This is a genomic window from Streptomyces sp. NPDC111520, assembly GCF_055635295.1.
The window spans coordinates 205,095-221,479 of the sequence record NZ_JBVKBW010000005.1 but is presented as its reverse complement, the minus strand read 5'-3'; the positions used below and the strand labels follow the sequence as shown (position 1 = coordinate 221,479).

Annotated in this window: 11 protein-coding genes; 6 read left to right on the top strand and 5 right to left on the bottom strand. The window is 74.3% G+C overall.

Translation table 11 applies throughout. The features are described 5' to 3' along the window. Window positions 1–256: 256 nt before the first annotated feature. On the bottom strand, window positions 257–2,953 hold the full coding sequence (locus tag ACZ7MY_RS13315; protein WP_499601549.1) for a SpoIIE family protein phosphatase: 2,697 nt from the start codon (window positions 2,951–2,953) through the stop codon (window positions 257–259). Window positions 2,954–3,028: 75 nt separating this feature from the next. On the opposite strand from ACZ7MY_RS13315, the gene ACZ7MY_RS13310 reads away from it, so the two are divergent. Beyond that, the gene (locus ACZ7MY_RS13310; protein ID WP_499601548.1) at window positions 3,029–4,138 is read left to right on the top strand and encodes a winged helix DNA-binding domain-containing protein; all 1,110 of its coding nucleotides are present in this window, start codon (window positions 3,029–3,031) and stop codon (window positions 4,136–4,138) included. Between the two features lie 117 nt (window positions 4,139–4,255). On the opposite strand, the gene ACZ7MY_RS13305 is transcribed toward ACZ7MY_RS13310, so the two are convergent. Further along, a complete protein-coding gene (locus ACZ7MY_RS13305; protein ID WP_499601545.1) occupies window positions 4,256–4,816 on the bottom strand; it encodes an NADPH-dependent FMN reductase in 561 nt (186 codons plus the stop codon). 118 nt (window positions 4,817–4,934) lie between these two features. Between ACZ7MY_RS13305 and ACZ7MY_RS13300 the strand changes: the two genes are divergently transcribed. Continuing rightward, window positions 4,935–5,444, top strand: a complete 510-nt coding sequence (locus ACZ7MY_RS13300) for a MarR family winged helix-turn-helix transcriptional regulator (protein ID WP_499601544.1) — start codon at window positions 4,935–4,937, stop codon at window positions 5,442–5,444. A 972-nt stretch (window positions 5,445–6,416) separates the two neighbouring features. Here the strand turns inward: ACZ7MY_RS13300 and ACZ7MY_RS13295 are convergent. Together ACZ7MY_RS13295 and ACZ7MY_RS13290 are read right to left on the bottom strand one after the other, a co-directional pair. Further along, window positions 6,417–9,218 carry a helix-turn-helix transcriptional regulator gene (locus ACZ7MY_RS13295; protein WP_499601542.1) on the bottom strand — a complete coding sequence of 934 codons (2,802 nt, stop codon included), beginning with the start codon at window positions 9,216–9,218 and terminating at the stop codon, window positions 6,417–6,419. Between the two features lie 485 nt (window positions 9,219–9,703). Continuing rightward, window positions 9,704–10,552 (bottom strand): helix-turn-helix transcriptional regulator, encoded by an 849-nt coding sequence (locus ACZ7MY_RS13290; RefSeq protein WP_499601541.1) that lies wholly within the window; start codon window positions 10,550–10,552, stop codon window positions 9,704–9,706. 94 nt (window positions 10,553–10,646) lie between these two features. On the opposite strand from ACZ7MY_RS13290, the gene ACZ7MY_RS13285 reads away from it, so the two are divergent. Both ACZ7MY_RS13285 and ACZ7MY_RS13280 read left to right on the top strand, forming a co-directional pair. Next, window positions 10,647–12,323, top strand: coding sequence for an AMP-binding protein (locus ACZ7MY_RS13285; RefSeq protein WP_499601539.1), 1,677 nt, complete (start codon window positions 10,647–10,649; stop codon window positions 12,321–12,323). Next, window positions 12,320–13,945 carry an AMP-binding protein gene (locus ACZ7MY_RS13280; RefSeq protein ID WP_499601538.1) on the top strand — a complete coding sequence of 542 codons (1,626 nt, stop codon included), beginning with the start codon at window positions 12,320–12,322 and terminating at the stop codon, window positions 13,943–13,945. Before ACZ7MY_RS13285 ends, ACZ7MY_RS13280 begins: the two co-directional genes overlap by 4 nt. Here the strand turns inward: ACZ7MY_RS13280 and ACZ7MY_RS13275 are convergent. Further along, window positions 13,932–14,453 carry an AAA family ATPase gene (locus tag ACZ7MY_RS13275; RefSeq protein ID WP_499601537.1) on the bottom strand — a complete coding sequence of 174 codons (522 nt, stop codon included), beginning with the start codon at window positions 14,451–14,453 and terminating at the stop codon, window positions 13,932–13,934. The genes ACZ7MY_RS13280 and ACZ7MY_RS13275 overlap by 14 nt on opposite strands. Before the next feature lie 71 nt (window positions 14,454–14,524). On the opposite strand from ACZ7MY_RS13275, the gene ACZ7MY_RS13270 reads away from it, so the two are divergent. Further along, a complete protein-coding gene (locus tag ACZ7MY_RS13270) occupies window positions 14,525–15,049 on the top strand; it encodes a hypothetical protein (protein WP_499601536.1) in 525 nt (174 codons plus the stop codon). A 226-nt stretch (window positions 15,050–15,275) separates the two neighbouring features. Next, entirely contained in the window at window positions 15,276–16,367 is a 1,092-nt protein-coding gene (locus ACZ7MY_RS13265) for a ricin-type beta-trefoil lectin domain protein (protein WP_499601535.1), read from the top strand. The last annotated feature ends 18 nt before the right edge of the window (window positions 16,368–16,385 follow it).

The following is a 16,385-nucleotide window of genomic DNA, read 5'->3' as shown; positions in this document are numbered from 1 at the left end:
TATTTGATGTGCGGCAGAGACGGTACCGACGAGTGGTGCCCGCCATGCACATAAATATGCGGTACAGAATGCCCACCCCGGAGGCCCCGCCCCCGGCCCACCAACCCACAGAGCGAGCCCCGCACCAATCGCGCCGGATGGGGGTCCCCCCGGCCGAAGGCTGGGGGAGGGAGGGAGGGAGGGTGGGAGACAGCCCGCCGCAGGCGCAACGGACGCGCACACAACAACCGGGCACAAACACGGACCCCGGGCAGCGCTACCGCAGCAGCTGCTCGGCCCAGATCACCTTCCCCTCGGCCGTGTACCGCGTCCCCCAGCGCTCCGCGAACTGCGACACGAGGAACAGCCCCCGCCCGCCCTCGTCCGTGGCGGCCGCGTACCGCAGGTGCGGGGAGGTGCTGCCGGCGTCGGAGACCTCGCAGACCAGCACCTGGTCGAGGATCAGCCGGACCTTGATGGGCTCGGCCCCGTAGCGGATCGCGTTGGTGATCAGCTCGCTGAGCACCAGCTCCGTCGTGAAGGACAGCTCCTCCAACCCCCAGGCGCCCAGCTGCCGTTGGACCGCCGCGCGCACCCCGGAGACCGCGGCCGGGTCGCTGGGCACGTCCCATTCGGCGACGTGGCCGGGGTCGAGGACGCGGGTGCGGGCGACGAGGAGTGCGATGTCGTCGCCGGGCCGGTCGGGCAGCATGGCCTTGAACACGTCGCGGCAGGTGTCCTCGGGGTCGCGGCCCGCCTCGGACAGGGAGCGGCGCAGGAGTTCCAGGCCCTCGTCGATGTCCCGGTCGCGGTCCTCCACGAGGCCGTCGGTGTAGAGCACCAGGCTGCTGCCCTCGGGCAGCGTCAGCTCCACGGCCTCGAAGGGCAGTCCGCCCAGGCCCAGCGGAGGCCCGGCCGGTACGTCGGGGAACTCGACGGTCCCGTCGGGGTGGACGACCGCGGGGAGCAGGTGCCCGGCGCGGGCCATCGCGCAGGTGCCGGTCACCGGGTCGTAGACGGCGTACAGGCAGGTGGCGCCCGCGACTGTGGTGCCCGCGGGGGCGGTGCCGTCGCCGGTGGGACCGGACTCGTTCTGGTCGATGCGGCCGACCAACTCGTCCAGGTGCACCAGCAGTTCGTCCGGCGGAAGGTCCAGCGTGGTGAAGTTGTGCACCGCGGTCCGCAGCCGCCCCATCGTGGCGGCCGCGTGCAGTCCGTGTCCGACGACGTCGCCGACCACGAGGGCGACCCGTGCCCCGGGCAGGGGGAGGACGTCGAACCAGTCGCCGCCGACCCCCGCCTGCGCGGGCAGGTACCGGTAGGCGGCCTCCAGGGCGGTCAGCCGCGGCAACTCCCTTGGCAGCAGGCTGTGCTGGAGGGTGACCGCCATGGTGTGCTCGCGGGTGTAGCGGCGGGCGTTGTCGACGCACACCGCGGCCCGTGCCGCGAGCTCCTCGGCGAGCTTGAGGTCCTCCTCGTCGAACGGCTCCGGGGCCTGGGAGCGCCAGAAGTTGACCATGCCCAGGAGCACGCCGCGGGCGCTGAGCGGGGCGCAGATCAGCGAGTGGATGCCGAAGCCGACGACCTTCGCGCTGCGCTGCGGGTCCTGCGCCCGCCAGCCGGGGGAGTCCGCGAGCCGGGGCTCCAGGACGGCCCGGCCGCCGGCGATGCCGGCCGCCTGCGGACTGGACGGCACGAAGTGCAGCGGGTGCCCCGTGGGGTACAGCGGGTGGTCGTCGCGGATCCCGCTCACCGCGACCCGGCGCATCTCCACCGACGGGCCCGTCCGTGGCTCGTCGCCGCGCAGCACCCGTACCGCGAGGTCCACGGTGACGTAGTCGGCGAAGCGCGGCACCGACACCTGCGCCAGTTCCTCCGCGGTCCTGGTGATGTCCAGCGTGGTGCCGATGCCCATGCTCGCGTCGTACAGCAGCCGCAGCCGGGTCCTGGCGGTCTCGACGCGCCCGGACAGCGCCCGCAGTTCGGTGGCGTCGCGCAGGGTCGCCACGCTGCCCGGCGGGCCGCCGTTGCGGTCGGTGTGGCGGTTGTTGAGCACCAGCAGCCGGCCCCCGGCCGGCAGCACCTCGTCGGTCGTGTCACGACCGGAGGCCAGCAGTTCGCGGGCGCGCTCGTCGAGGCCGAGCCCGGTGACGGGCCGGCCCTCCGCGTCGGCGGGCAGGTCCAGCAGCCGTCGCGCCTCGTCGTTGGCGAGCAGCAGCCGCCGGTCGCCGTCGAGGATGAGGACGCCCTCGCGCACGGCGTGCAGCACGGCGTCGTGGTGCTCGTACATGCGCGTCATCTCGACGGGGCCGAGGCCCCTGGTCTGCCGGGTGAGCCGCCTGGCGATCAGCCAGCTGCCGGCGGTGGCGAGGGCCAGCACCGCCGCCGAGAAGCCCAGCAGGACCGGCAGTTGCTCGTTGACCGCGCCGCTGACCTTGGCGATGGTGATGCCGGAGGACACGATGCCGACGACCCTGCCCCGGTCGTCGAGCACCGGCACGTTCGCCTGCACCAGCGGGCCGATGGTGCCCACGATGCTCTCGGTGACCACCTGGCCGCGCAGGGCGGGACCGATGTTCCCGATGAACTTCTTGCCGATGCGGTCGGGTTTGGGGTGCGTGTAGCGGATCCCCTGCAGGTCCGTCACCACGATGAAGTCCACCCCGGAGCGCCGGCGCGCCTGTTCGGCCTTCGGCTGCAGCACCGCGGTCGGGTCGGGGGAGGCGAGCGCCGCCGCGAGGCCCGGCGAGCTCGCGAAGGTCGTGGCCACCGCCACCGACCGGTTGCGGGCCTCCTGTTCGCTGTCGTGCCGCGCCTGCACGACGAGTTCGACGACGGCGGCGGCGACCAGCAGGACGACGACCACGACCTGCAGCAGGAAGACCTGCCCGGCCACGCTGCGCCCGGCCAGCGGCGCTCGCAGCCCCCGCTCCGGTGGTTTCCTCGAGGGGCGATGATCGCTCGGCCCGGCCATAGGCTATGTCTACACTCCCGGGCACTGCTGGGGCGACCGTTACCCCCGAGTTGTTCGTGGCCGTACGGTGTCCGCATGCGCAGGACGACACCGGGGGCCGTGCTGGGCCGCCGTACGCTCAACAGGGCCCTGCTGGACCGGCAACTGCTGCTGGCGCGGTCGGGGATGAGCGCCGTGGAGGCGGTCGGGCATCTGGTGGGCCTTCAGTCGCAGGCCCCGCACGCGGCGTACGCCGCCCTGTGGACCCGGCTGGAGGGCTTCGCCTTCGGCGACCTGTCGCGGCTGCTGCTGGACCGCGCGGTGGTGCGGATCGCGCTGCTGCGCGGCACCGTCCATCTGGTCACCGCGGACGACGCGTTGCGGCTGCGGCCGGTGCTGCAGCCGCTGCTGGACCGGCAGATCACCCAGGGCTCCTGGGGTCCGGGGGTGCGCGGGGTGGACCGCGACGAGGCCGTCGCCGCCTGCCGGGAGCTGGTCGAGGCGGAGCCGCGAACCCCGGGGGAGCTGCGCGAACTGCTCGGCCCGCGCTGGCCGGACGCCGATCCGGCGTCGCTCGCCAACGCGCTGCGCAACTGGCTGCCGCTGGTGCAGGTGCCGCCGCGCGGCGTGTGGGGGGTGTCCGGGCGGACCGCGTACACCACGGCCGATGCCTGGCTCGGACGTCCCCCGGTCGCCGCCCCCGACCCGCGGGCGCTGGTGCGCCGCTACCTGGCGGCCTTCGGGCCCGCCTCCGTCGCCGACGCGCAGAAGTGGTCGGGGCTCACGGGGCTGCGGGAGGTCTTCGCCGCGATGGAACTGCGCGGCTACCGCGACGAGGAGGGCCGGGTGCTGTACGACGACCCGGACGCCGCGCCGCTGCCCGACCCGGACCTGCCGGTGGCCGCCCGCTTCGTCGCCGACTTCGACAACCTGGTGCTCTCGCACGCCGACCGTTCGCGGATCCTGGCGCGGGAGCACGTCCGGAGGGTGATGACGGCCAACGGCATCGTCCGCGGCACGGTCCTCGTCGACGGCTTCGTGGGCGGCACCTGGAGCACCGGGCGGGCGCGTGGTTCCGCCGTGGTCACGGTCGTGCCGTTCGCGCCGCTCGCCGCCGCCGACCGTGACGCGCTGGAGGCCGAGGGCAGACGGCTGCTCGCCGCCTCCGACCCGGAGGCGGACCACCACGACGTGCGCTTCGCCTGAGGGGGGCGGGCGGCACGGCGGGGCCGGGCGGGGGATCGTTCCACCCGGGCCCCGGGCCCTGCGTCCTCGCCCGGTCGCCGGCCGGTGCGGGCCGGGCGACCGGGGACGGCGCGGAGTTCAGCCGCGCAGCGGCGCGAGGGCGCGGCTCCAGTCGATGACCTCGTCGATGAGGGTCGACAGGCTCGCGGCCTGGTGCTCGCCGGGGGCGAACTCGCTGAAGTTGACGAAGTCGGTGAAGAGGGAGAGCGCGACCTGGGTGCGCACGTCGGCCATCTTCAGCTCGCCGGCGATCAGGCGCAGGTGCTCGGCGGCGCGGGCGCCACCCACGGAGCCGTAGGACACGACGCCCAGCGCCTTGTGGTTCCACTCGGCGAACAGGTAGTCGATGGCGTTCTTCAGCACGCCCGAGGTGGAGTGGTTGTACTCCGGGGTGATGAAGATGAAGCCGTCGAAGCTGCCGATCTTGGCGGCCCACTCCTTGGTGTGGCTGTTCTGGTACTGGCCCATGGCCGGCGGGATCGGCTCGTCGAGGTGGGGGAGCGGGTAGTCGGCGAGGTCCACGAGCTCGAAGGTGGCGTCGCCGCTGTGCTGGGCGGCCTGCTCGACGACCCAGTGCGCGACCTTCTCGCCGTTGCGGCCGGGGCGGGTGCTGCCGAGGATGATGCCGATCCTGGTCATGAGGCGTGATTCCCGATCTGTCTGGTGCGGGGGTATGAATTGAAGCTTCAACTTGAAGCTTCAAGTGCACAGTAACAGATCGGATTGAAGCTTCAAGCGGTCCGATAGCCTGTGCGGCATGACGAAGAACACAGCGGCACCGCCTTCGCCCGCCGCTGCGGAGCCGCGCTGGTTGCGCGGCGGCGAGCTGACCGCGTGGATGTCGATGGCCCGCGTCATCGCACGGCTCCTGCCGGCCTTGGAGCGCGAGCTGGAGCGTGACGCGGACCTGAACTGGATGGAGTACCACGTCCTCGCGATGCTCTCCGAGCAGGAGCGGCACACCATCAGGATGAGCGTGCTCGCGGACCGCGCGAGCTCCTCCCTGTCCCGGCTGTCGCACGTGGTGCGGCGCCTGGAGCACCAGGGCTTCGTCCGCCGCGAGGCGGACCCCGGGGACGGCCGCTACACGCTGGCGATCCTCACGCCCGAGGGGTACGAGAAGCTGGTGGCCTCCGCGCCCGCGCACGTCGAGGCCGTGCGCCGGATGGTCCTGGACCCGCTGGACCCGGGCGAGCTGGAGGCCCTCAAGCCCGTCTTCGACCGGATCTACGCCGCCGTGGACGCCGCCGAGCGCGGCGGCCGCTGACGTGGAGGGGGGTCGCTGCGGGCGGCTCGTGACAGCCCGCAGCGACCCCCGGCTCGGCCTGACCCGCCGGGTCAGGAGTTCGTCCGGACCGGGCCCTGCGACGCGCACCCGGCCGGCGGTGGGCTTCCTCACGCGGGGTGAGCCCTGACGCGGGCCCCTCAGGATGCCGGTGGGGGGAACGCACGGGTCGCCGGTGGGGGCGGCGCTGCATCCCGCGCGTGACGGCACGGCCCGGGCCGGCGTCTTCGCCGGCGACCGCTGACGAGGGGCGAGTTGGCGCACGTGCACTCGAGGGACGGGGCAACCTGCTTGCTCTGTGCGGGACCCAGGCTAGGGACGCGGCCCGGGCACCCCAATGAGGGAAAGCCCCTGACCCGGTCGCGTAGGGAAACCCCTCGGTCACATCCCGTGCCCGCCCGCGAGCCGATGCCGACCCTGCCGTGGGCCCGGGCCCGGGCCGGGGCCGGGGCCGGACCGCGCTCGTCTGCGGGCTGTGGCGCCGGCCGGACGGCGGAGGATGTGTGCCCGGGAGGTGTGTGGTGCGGGCTCGCGGCTGGTGGCGTGCTCGGGGAGGGGCATGGTCCTGCGTGGTGGGGTCCGGCTCCGGCGGGCGCCTGAGCCCGCGCGCCGTCCGCGGGTCCGACGACACGCCCGGTCCGGCCCGCCCCGACGGTTCCGCCCGCCGATGTGGGGCGTGGCGGACGCGGGGTGCGTTCTCCGGCGGTGAGTTCGCTGTCGCCTCCGTGGTCCCTGACGCCGTGCGGTCGGTGGCGCTTTCCGGGACGGGCCTGGGTACCCGGTGTGCTGCCGGGGCTGGTCCGTCCGGTTCGGCGGTGTGCTTGCTGTGGACCCGTGCGCACCGCCTTCCGGGACGGCCGCGGGCACCCGGTGTGCCGGGCCGCGTCCGCCCGCCGGTGAGGGGCGGGGCGGACGCGGGGTCCGGGTCCGGGTCCCGGGGGCGCTTCCGGCGGCTCAGCCGGCGCGGCGGCCCGCCGCGAGGCGGACGATGTCGACGCGCGAGCGGATGCCGAGCTTGCGGTAGACCCGGGTCAGGGTCGCCTCGACCGTCTTGACGCTGATGAAGAGCGTGGCGGCGATCTCCCGGTTGGTGGCGCCCTCCAGGACGAGCGCGGCCACCTGGCGTTCCATTGAGGCCAGCCCGTCCAGCTCCGGCGCAGCCGCCGCGGGGGGCGCCGGGGCCGGGCCGACCAGTTCCAGCCAGGGCAGGGCCTTGGACCGCCGGAACAGCCGGGCGGCCTCGTCCAGTGCCGCGCGGGCCGCGCCGCGGTTGCGCCGGTCCGCCTCGACGTGGGCCAGCGCGAAGACGGCGCGGGCCTCCTCCAGGCCGTAGCCGAGCGCCGCGAGCCGCTGCCGGGCCCCGGTCAGCACCGCCACCGCGCCGTCGCTGTCGCCGCGGGCGGCGAGCAGCATCCCCTCGGCGCGCTCCAGGACGGCCAGGATGCTCTGCCGTCCCAGCCGCAGGGCGTGCCGGCGCGTCTCGTCGACGACCTCCCGCGCCTCCCCGAGCGCGCCGGTCAGGACCAGCGCCTCGGCGAGGTCGCCCTGCCAGCGGCCGCGCGCGGGCTCCGTCACGCCCATCTCGCGTTCCAGCGCGCGCACCCGGCGCAGCGCGTCCACCGCGCCCTGCGGGTCGGCGCCGACCAGCCGCGCGTGCCCGAGCGCGTACAACGCCCGTGTCATGTACGGCATGTCGCTGTCGGCTTCGGCCCGTCGTACCGCGTCCCCGGCCAGCGACAGCGCGCGTTCCACCGTGCCGCCGGCCGCTTCGGTCAGGGCCGCGATCTGCAGCGCGAAGCCCTCGCCGATGCCGATGTCCTCGGCCAGCCGCAGGCTCTCGCGGGCCAGGTCCAGCGCCGTGCCGCAGCGCCCGGAGCGCAGCTCGATCTCGGCGAGGCTGCGCACCGAGTAGACCTCGGTCTCCACCGCGCCCCGCTGCCGTGCCTCACCGGCCAGCCAGGTCAACGCGGTGCGTGCCTCGTTGAGCTGATCCTTCATCAGCAAGTAGCGGGAGCGGATGTAGACCGGGCCGTTGTGGTTCATGGCCACGTCCGGGTCCTGAGGTTCCGCGGAGGCCAGGGCGAGGGTGGCGGGCGCGTCGGGGTGGCCCATGGTCGTCTCGTTGAGCGCCTTGAAGGACAGCGCCAGCAACTCGGTGCGCCGGTCACCGGCCAGCGCGGCGAGCGCCGCCGAGCGGGCGGCCTCGGCGCGCGCCTCGTGCATCTGGCCGTCCACCAGGGCCCGCCAGGCGAGCTGGTAGCGCACCAGGCCCTGCAGCCGAGGGTCGTCGCCGGCGTCCGCCAGGGCCTGCGGGAAGACATCGTCGACCTCGGACAGGGCCTGCCCCACCGAGTCGATCACCACGCTCCACGCCCGCACCCGGTCCGCCGGGATCGTGGCATGGGCCAGCACCTCGCGGGCGGTGGCACGGGCGAGTTCGGGTTCCGCGGCGGTCAATGCGTCCTCGGCGGCGCGCAGCCGCCGCTCGTCCGCGGTGGGCACCGCGTCCTCGGGGGTGTGCCGGGCGGCCAGCAGGCCGAGTTGGGCGGCCACCGAGGGGGCGCCGCGGGCCCGGGCCTCGTCCGCGGCCTCGGACAGGCTCGCCGCGACCCGTTCGTCCTTGCCGCTCGTCGCCAGCGCCAGGTGCCGGGCCCGCTCGATCGGGTCGCCGGCGGCCGCGGCCAGCGCGGCGTGCGCGCTGCGCCGGTCCTCCGGCGTGGCCTCCGCGTACAGCGCCGCGGAGATCAGCGGATGCGCGAACCGCACCAGTTCGGTGCCGTCGTGGTGGTCCATCTCCACCAGGCCGAGGGAGGCCGCCACCCCCGTCTCGCTCTCGGCGTTGGCGCGGCCGGCGCTGCGCAGCGTGGCGAGGGTCGGACGGGCCCCCGCGCTGGCGATGAGCAGCGTGCGGCGGGTCTCCGCGGAGAGCATCTCCAGCCGGTTGAGGACCAGGGCGCGCAGCGAGGTCGGCACGGGCAGCGGCTCACCGGGACGCGGCGGGGTGCGGCTCTCGGCGAGGGCACGGCCGAGCTCCAGGGCGAAGAGCGGATTGCCGCCGCTGGTGCGGTGGATGTCCCGGACGACCGCGCGCGGCAGGCCCGTGTGCCCGCGCCCGTCGAGGAGTTCGGAGACGTCCGGCCGGGACAGCGGCGTCACCCGCAGCGTGAGCACGTCCTGGGGGAAGGCGCGCAGGTAGCGGTCGTGCTGGTCCTGCGGATCGGAGTCGGTGCGTACGGCGCCGAGCACCCGCACCGGCAGCTCGGCGACCCGGCGGGCCGCGAAGGCGAGCAGTTCGGCGCTGGCGGGGTCCATCCACTGCAGGTCGTCCACGACGATCAGCACCGGGCCGTCGGCCGCCAGCGCCCGCAGCACCGACAGCACCGCCAGGCGCAGCGCGAGCCCGTCCCGTTGCAGCGAGGACTCCCCGCGGCCGGTGAGCGCGGACTCCAGCGCGGCCCGCTGCGGTGCGGGCAGGCGGTCGGACACCCGGTCGGCGACCAGGCCGAGCAGATCGACCAGGGCGAGGAAGGGGAGGTGCGATTCGGACTCGGTCGCGGAACAGCGCAGCACCGTGGGGTCGGCGCCGTATTCCTCGGCGAGTGTCCGCAATACGGTGGACTTCCCGATTCCGGCCGGTCCGTACAGCAGCAGGCTGCCCCCCTGGACGAGGTGTCCGCGGGCCCGCGCGAGCACCTCACCTCGCCCGATCACCTGGTCGGGTCGGGGTCTGGCCGGCACGTCGAAGACCTGCTCCACGGTCGCCGCTCCCCTCGTGTCGTGTCCGGGACAATGTTATGCAAAGAGCCGTGGAAATCGCGGGGTACGGGCGCGGCTCCTCGACCCACGTCCGGTACTGGGAAATGCACCGCCGCCGCCGAATTGTCGTCGTGCGGAGGCGGCGGACCGGGAAATGCGCGGGGGCAGCCGCCCGTTGAACACCGGACCGTTCGTCAGGCCGGCCCCCGTCCCGTGTGTGCCGGTGGACACACCCCGAATGATCGGTCCGATCCCGCCGGCGGTCAAACCCCGAAATGGCCCCGGACGGGGTGAACACGACGGCATGTCCGTACTTCCGCTGCTGCCCGTGATCAGGGTGCTTTGCGGGTGAACGCGGTACCGGGACGCGGCCGGCGGGGCCGTTCCGCCGACCATGTCCCCCGCGGCCGGCGGCGTTCCGGCAGGTCGTTCCGCACCCGGTCCGCACGCCGGGCCGGGCCGCCTCGAAGACCCGGCCCGGCGTATCAGGGGAGCAGGCCGGCGCGGCGCGCGGCGACGACCGCCTCCAGCCGGGTGTGGGCGCCGAGCTTGCGCATGGCCGAGCGCAGATAGCTCTTCACCGTCTCCGGACGCAGCCCCAGCCGGTCGGCGGCAGCGGCGTTGGTGGCCCCCGTGGCCACGCATGCCAGGACGTCCAGTTCACGGGAGGAGACCACGACCGCCCGCTCGGCGGGGGAGCGGTCCCGGCCCCCCGCGGCCCCGGTCGCCGCCGCGAGCCGGCCGCACGCGGCGAGCAGTTCCTGCCGCAGCAGCGGATCGGCGACCCGGCCGGCCAGCGCCCGCAGCTCGCCGTGGGCCTCGCGGACCTCCTCCCAGGCCGCCGGGTCCCCGGCGGTCGGCTGCCGGCATGTGGACAGCAGGCGGTCGGCCTCGTCCCGGACCGCCAGGCGCTGTTCCAGCTCGCGCGCCGCCTCCACCGCGGCGCTGACCGGACGGTCGCCGAGCGCCAGCGGACGGCGCAGCGCGCCGTAGAGCACCCCGCGCACCCGGCGGCGCACCACCACCGGCACCGCCAGGACCGAACGCAGGCCCTCGGCGGCCACCGCCGCGTCGTACTCGTGGCTGATCACCCGGGACGTGCTGTAGTCGGTGACGGCCAGCGGCCGGGAGAGGGCGATCGTCTTGCCGCCCAGGCCGTTGCCCGTGGCGATGGTGAGCCCCTGCAGCGAGGCGGTGGCCGTGCCGGACAGCTCGCTGATCCGCAGCCGGCCCGGTTCCGGGAGCAGCCCTCCGAAGGCCACCGGCAGACCGCTGGTGCGCCTCATCCGCAGCAGTGCCGCCCGCAGCTCCGCCGCCTCGCCCGATCCCGTCACGCCCTCGCCGCTCCTTCACCCCCGTTCGGGGGTAGTGAGAGCCTCGTCACTGACAACAGGATGCTATCGAGGGGGCCGGCGACGAGGAGGACACATGACGGCAACCAGCGGGACGGACGAGTTCCGGGCGGCCCGGGACTTCCTGCTGCGCCACCGCGAGGACTACAAGGCGGCGTACGAGGGCTTCCGCTGGCCGCGGCCGGAGTACTTCAACTGGGCGCTGGACTGGTTCGACGCCATCGCCCGCGGCAACGACCGGCCCGCCCTGCACATCGTCGAGGAGGACGGCACCGAGTCCGTCGTCTCCTTCGCCGCGATGTCCGAGCGCTCCTCCCGGGTCGCGAACCGGCTGCGCGCCCTCGGAGTGGCCGCCGGCGACCGGATCGTGGTCATGCTGGGCAACCAGACCGAGCTGTGGGAGACGGCGCTCGCCGCCATGAAGCTGCGGGCCGTGGTCATCCCGGCCACCCCGCTGCTCGGTCCCGCCGACCTCACCGACCGCGTGGAGCGCGGCCGGGCCCGCCACGTGGTCGTCCGGGCCGCGGACACGGAGAAGTTCGAGCAGGTGCCGGGCGGGTACACCAGGATCGCCGTCGGCGGCGCCCCGGCGGGCTGGCACGCCTACGAGGACGCGTACGACGCCCCGGCGCACTTCACGCCCGACGGCGACACCCGCGGCGACGACCCGCTGATGCTGTACTTCACCTCGGGCACCACCGCCAAGCCCAAGCTGGTCGAGCACACCCACCTGTCCTACCCGGTGGGCCACCTGGCGACGATGTACTGGATCGGCCTGCGCCCCGGCGACGTCCACCTCAACATCTCCTCGCCCGGTTGGGCCAAGCACGCCTGGTCCAACCTCTTCGCGCCGTGGAACGCCGAGGCGACGGTCTTCATCCACAACTACACGCGCTTCGACGCGGGCCGCCTGATGGCCGAGATGGACCGGGCCGGCGTCACCAGCTTCTGCGCGCCGCCCACCGTCTGGCGGATGCTGATCCAGGCCGACCTCGGCGTGCTGCGCACGCCGCCGCGTGAGGTCGTCGCCGCAGGCGAGCCGCTGAACCCCGAGGTCATCGAGCACGTGCGGCGCGCCTGGGGCCTCACCATCCGGGACGGCTTCGGCCAGACCGAGACCGCCGTCCAGGTCTCCAACGCGCCGGGGCAGCCCCTCAAGCCGGGCTCCATGGGCCGCCCCAGCCCCGGCTACGTCGTGGAGCTCGTCGACCCGGTCACCGGCGAGCCCGGCGACGAGGGGGAGATCTGCCTCGACCTGTCCACCCGCCCGGTGGGCCTGATGACCGGCTACGCGGGCGACCCGGAGCGCACCGCCGAGGCCATGGCCGGCGGCTGGTACCGCACCGGCGACATCGGCTCCCGCGACGCCGAGGGCTACATCACCTACATCGGGCGCGCCGACGACGTCTTCAAGGCCTCCGACTACAAGATCTCCCCCTTCGAGCTGGAGAGCGCCCTGCTGGAGCACGATTCCGTGGCCGAGGCCGCCGTCGTCCCGGCGCCCGACCCGCTGCGGCTGGCCGTGCCCAAGGCGTACGTCGTCCTCGCCGAGGGGTGGGAGCCGGGACCGGAGACCGCCGCCGCGCTGTTCGCCCACTCGCGGGCCGTACTCGCCCCCTACAAGCGGGTGCGGCGCATCGAGTTCGCCGAGCTGCCCAAGACCGTGTCCGGCAAGATCCGCCGCATCGAGCTGCGCCGGCGCACCGCCGAGGGCGCCGTCGGCACCGAGTACCGCGAGGAGGACCACCGGTGAGCACCCCCGTGATCCCCGTCGAGCCGTCCTACGCGAGCGGCACCGGCACCACCGCGCTGCTCGGCGACACCATCGGCCGCAACCTGGACCGGGCGGTCGCCGCCTGGCCGGAGCGCGAGGCGCTGGTGGACGTGCCCAGCGGCCGCCGCTGGACGTACGCCGAGTTCGGCGCAGCCGTCGACGACGTGGCGCGCGGCCTGCTCGCCAAGGGCGTCGGCAAGGGCGACCGGGTGGGCATCTGGGCCGTCAACTGCCCCGAGTGGGTGCTCGTCCAGTACGCCACCGCCCGCATCGGCGCGATCATGGTCAACATCAACCCGGCCTACCGCGTCCACGAGCTGGCGTTCGTCCTCGACCAGGCCGGCATCGAGGTGCTGGTCGCCTCGACCGCCTTCAAGGCGAGCGACTACCGCGCGATGGTCGAGCAGGTCCGGGGGCAGTGCCCCGCGGTCTCGGAGGTCGTGTACATCGGCGACCCGACGTGGGACGGCCTCGTCGCGGCCGGGGCCGGCGTCCCGCACGAGCGGCTCGCCGAGCGCGCGGCGGAACTGTCCTGCGACGACCCGGTCAACATCCAGTACACCTCGGGCACCACCGGCTTCCCCAAGGGCGCGACCCTCTCCCACCACAACATCCTCAACAACGGCTACTTCGTGGGCGAGCTGGTGGGCTACTCCGAGCAGGACCGGGTCTGCCTGCCGGTGCCGTTCTACCACTGCTTCGGCATGGTCATGGGCAACCTGGGCGCCACCTCGCACGGCGCCTGCATCGTCATCCCGGCGCCCGGCTTCGATCCGGCGGCGACGCTGCGCGCGGTGGAGCAGGAGCGCTGCACCTCGCTGTACGGGGTGCCGACGATGTTCATAGCCGAGCTCAACCTGCCGGACTTCCAGGCGTACGACCTCTCCTCGCTGCGCACCGGCATCATGGCGGGTTCCCCCTGCCCGGTCGAGGTGATGAAGCGGGTCGTCGCCGAGATGCACATGGCGGAGGTCTCCATCTGCTACGGCATGACCGAGACCTCGCCGGTCTCCACCCAGACCCGCCGGGACGACGACCTGGAGCGCCGCACCGGCACCGTCGGCCGGGTGCTGCCGCACGTCGAGGTCAAGGTCGTCGGCCCGGACGGCGTGACGGTGCCGCGCGGCACGACCGGCGAACTGTGCACCCGGGGCTACTCGGTGATGCTGGGCTACTGGGACGAGCCGGAGCGGACCGCGGAGGCGATCGACGCGGGCCGCTGGATGCACACCGGCGACCTGGCCGTGATGCGGGAGGACGGCTACCTGCAGATCGTCGGCCGCATCAAGGACATGATCATCCGTGGTGGGGAGAACGTCTACCCGCGCGAGGTCGAGGAGTTCCTGCATGCCCACCCGAAGATCGCGGACGTGCAGGTGGTCGGCGTGCCCGACGATCGGTACGGCGAGGAGATCCTGGCCTGCGTCGTCCTCAAGGACCCGGCGTCCGCACTGACGGTGCAGGAGCTCGCCGAGTACTGCCGCGGCCGGCTCGCGCACTACAAGGTGCCGCGCCACCTGCGGCTGATGGACGCCTTCCCGATGACCGTCAGCGGCAAGGTCCGCAAGGTCGAACTGCGGGAGTCCTTCAGGCCCGCGTGAGGTCCGCGACCCGCCGCGCCACCGCCTCCGGGGGCGCGGCGGTCGTGTCGACCACCGTCGCCGCGGCCCGCAGCCAGGGCAGGGCCTTCGCGTACTCCTCCAGGTGGTCCAGCCGCCACTGCCGGGCGCCGGTCTCCACCGTGTCCTGCTCGATCCTGCGGGTGAGGGTGGCCGGGTCGGTGTGCAGCACGAAGTGCCGTACGGGCAGCCCGGACTGCTCCAGCCCCCGCGCGATCTCCCGCCAGTACTCCTCCACCAGCACGGTCTGCGGCACGATCAGCGTCCCGCCGAGGTAGCCGTGCAGCTGCGCGAGCGAGGCCACGGTCAGCGCCCGCCAGGGCGGCCACTCCTGGAAGTCCCGTACGGGCACGGCCCGGGCGAGCGTGTGCCGCAGCATGAAACCGACCTGTTCGGTGTCGAAGACGTGCGATCCGGGAACGAGCCGTTCCAGGTGCGCGCACGTCGTGGTCTTGCCCGCACCGAAGGTGCCGTTGAGCCAGATGATCACGCACGCCACCGTAGCCGCCGCCGTTACCCTGGCAACACAGCTGACACGTACGGGAGATGGGGGCGACGGGGATGGGTCACTGGGAGGACGTCCGGCCGGGCAGCGGTGACCAGTCCGCCATTCCGGAGCTGGTGTCCGCCGTGGTCGGCGCGGGCGGGGTGGTGCTGCTGAGCTCGTTCATGCAGGCCATGGGGACCAAGCTCGGCGAGATGACCGCGGCGCGCATGGGCGGCCGGGGCTTCTGGCGGCGGCGCGCGAGCACCGAGGAGGAGCAGACGGCGGCCGCCTTCGTCGCGGCGGTGAAGAAGCTCGGCTCGGTCCGGCGCGAGGGCGGCGGGGTGCTGCGGCTGGTGGACGAGGCCTCCCGGACCCGGGTGCAGGTGCATCCGCTGCTTCCGGTGGAGGCGGTCGCCCAGTTCCAGCGACTCGACCTGAGCCACCCGGAGGTCGTGGGCCTGGAGATCGCCTGGACGGGCACCCTCGGCGACCACCCGCAGGGCGTCTGGGCCACCACGGGTGGTGCCGAGGGCGCCGGCACCCGCTACCTGTGGAACGACGTCCGCCGTACCTGGGAGCCCCACCGCCGCAGTTCCTGAGGAACACCGCCGTCCGCGCGGAACCGGTCGTTCACCCGGCGGACACCGGGCCGTCATCACGTGCGTCCCGGCCGCCGGGAGCGGTTGCTAGGGTGCGAGCTGCGCTGCCGCGGAAGCCCCGTTGCGGGGGGACGTCGCGGCGCGGATGCCCCGGGGGACGGGTGTGCCCGAGCCCCGGCCCACGCGGCGGGGCTGCACTCGGCACATCCTGGGTTTGGAAGGTTTCATGACGGCTTCTCCCGACGAGCCGGCGCCGGCGGCCGGCGAGAGCCCGGCGGTGGGCTCCCCCGCCGGTGCGGGGCTGCCCCGGCGGACCCGGAGGACGTCCGCGATCGCCGACGCCTCCTCCACCACCAGCCGGACCCCGACGGACTGGAGCGGCGACGTGTCGACGCCGCGCGCCAAGCAGGCCGCCGCCGCGCTGCCCGGGCCGCAGGACGGGTCCGCGCAGCCGGAATCCGCCTACGCGGACGGCTTCGCCGCCGGCCTCGCCTTCGCCACCCGTTCCGCACCCGCCCCCGGCCCGGAGCGCGCACCGGCGGCGGACGCGGGCGCGGTCCCGCAGGCGCCTCCCGCGGCTCCCGCCACCGGACGGCGCGGCTGGTCGCGTCCGCTCCTGCTGGTCGGCGCGGGCCTTGCGGTGGGCGTGCTGGCCTGCGTGCCGTTCCTCGTGCGGGGTGCGGGCACGCAGGAGCGCGGCCCGGCCGCCGTCACCCTCACGGACGAGGACCCCGCCGGCGGTGCGACACCCGGCGCGGGCCCGGACACGGCGAGCCCCGACGGCAGCCGGTCGCCGTCCGCCGGGAACAGCCCGCGGCCGTCGCAGTCCGGTTCGCCGGACGGACCGGCCGCCACCCCGAGCGCCACCGACGGGGCCGGCTCCGGCGCCGCGAGCGGCGTGCCGGCGCAGCGTCCCGCCGTCGGCCCGTCGCACTCCGCCGCCTCCGGCACGGCGATCCGCAGCCACGACTCGGGCCGCTGCATCGACGGCAGCATTCCGTGGGGCGAACCGCTGCAACTGTGGGACTGCACGGGCGGCGCGGCGCAGTCCTGGCGGATCAGGCCCGACGGCAGCATCCGCTCCCAGGGCAAGTGCATGGACGTCGTGGACGGTTCACGGGAGGACGGCGCGGCCGTCCAGCTGGTCGACTGCAACGGCACCGGCGCCCAGCGCTTCCGCCTCAACGCCGCCCACGACCTGGTCAACGTCCAGGCCGACAAGTGCGTCCAGGCGGAGGACTCGCCGGCGGTCAACGGCACCAGGCTGCGGCTGCGGAGCTGCAGCGGCGCGGACGACCAGAAGTGGAGCCGCGCCTGACGGCCGGTCCGCCAGGAA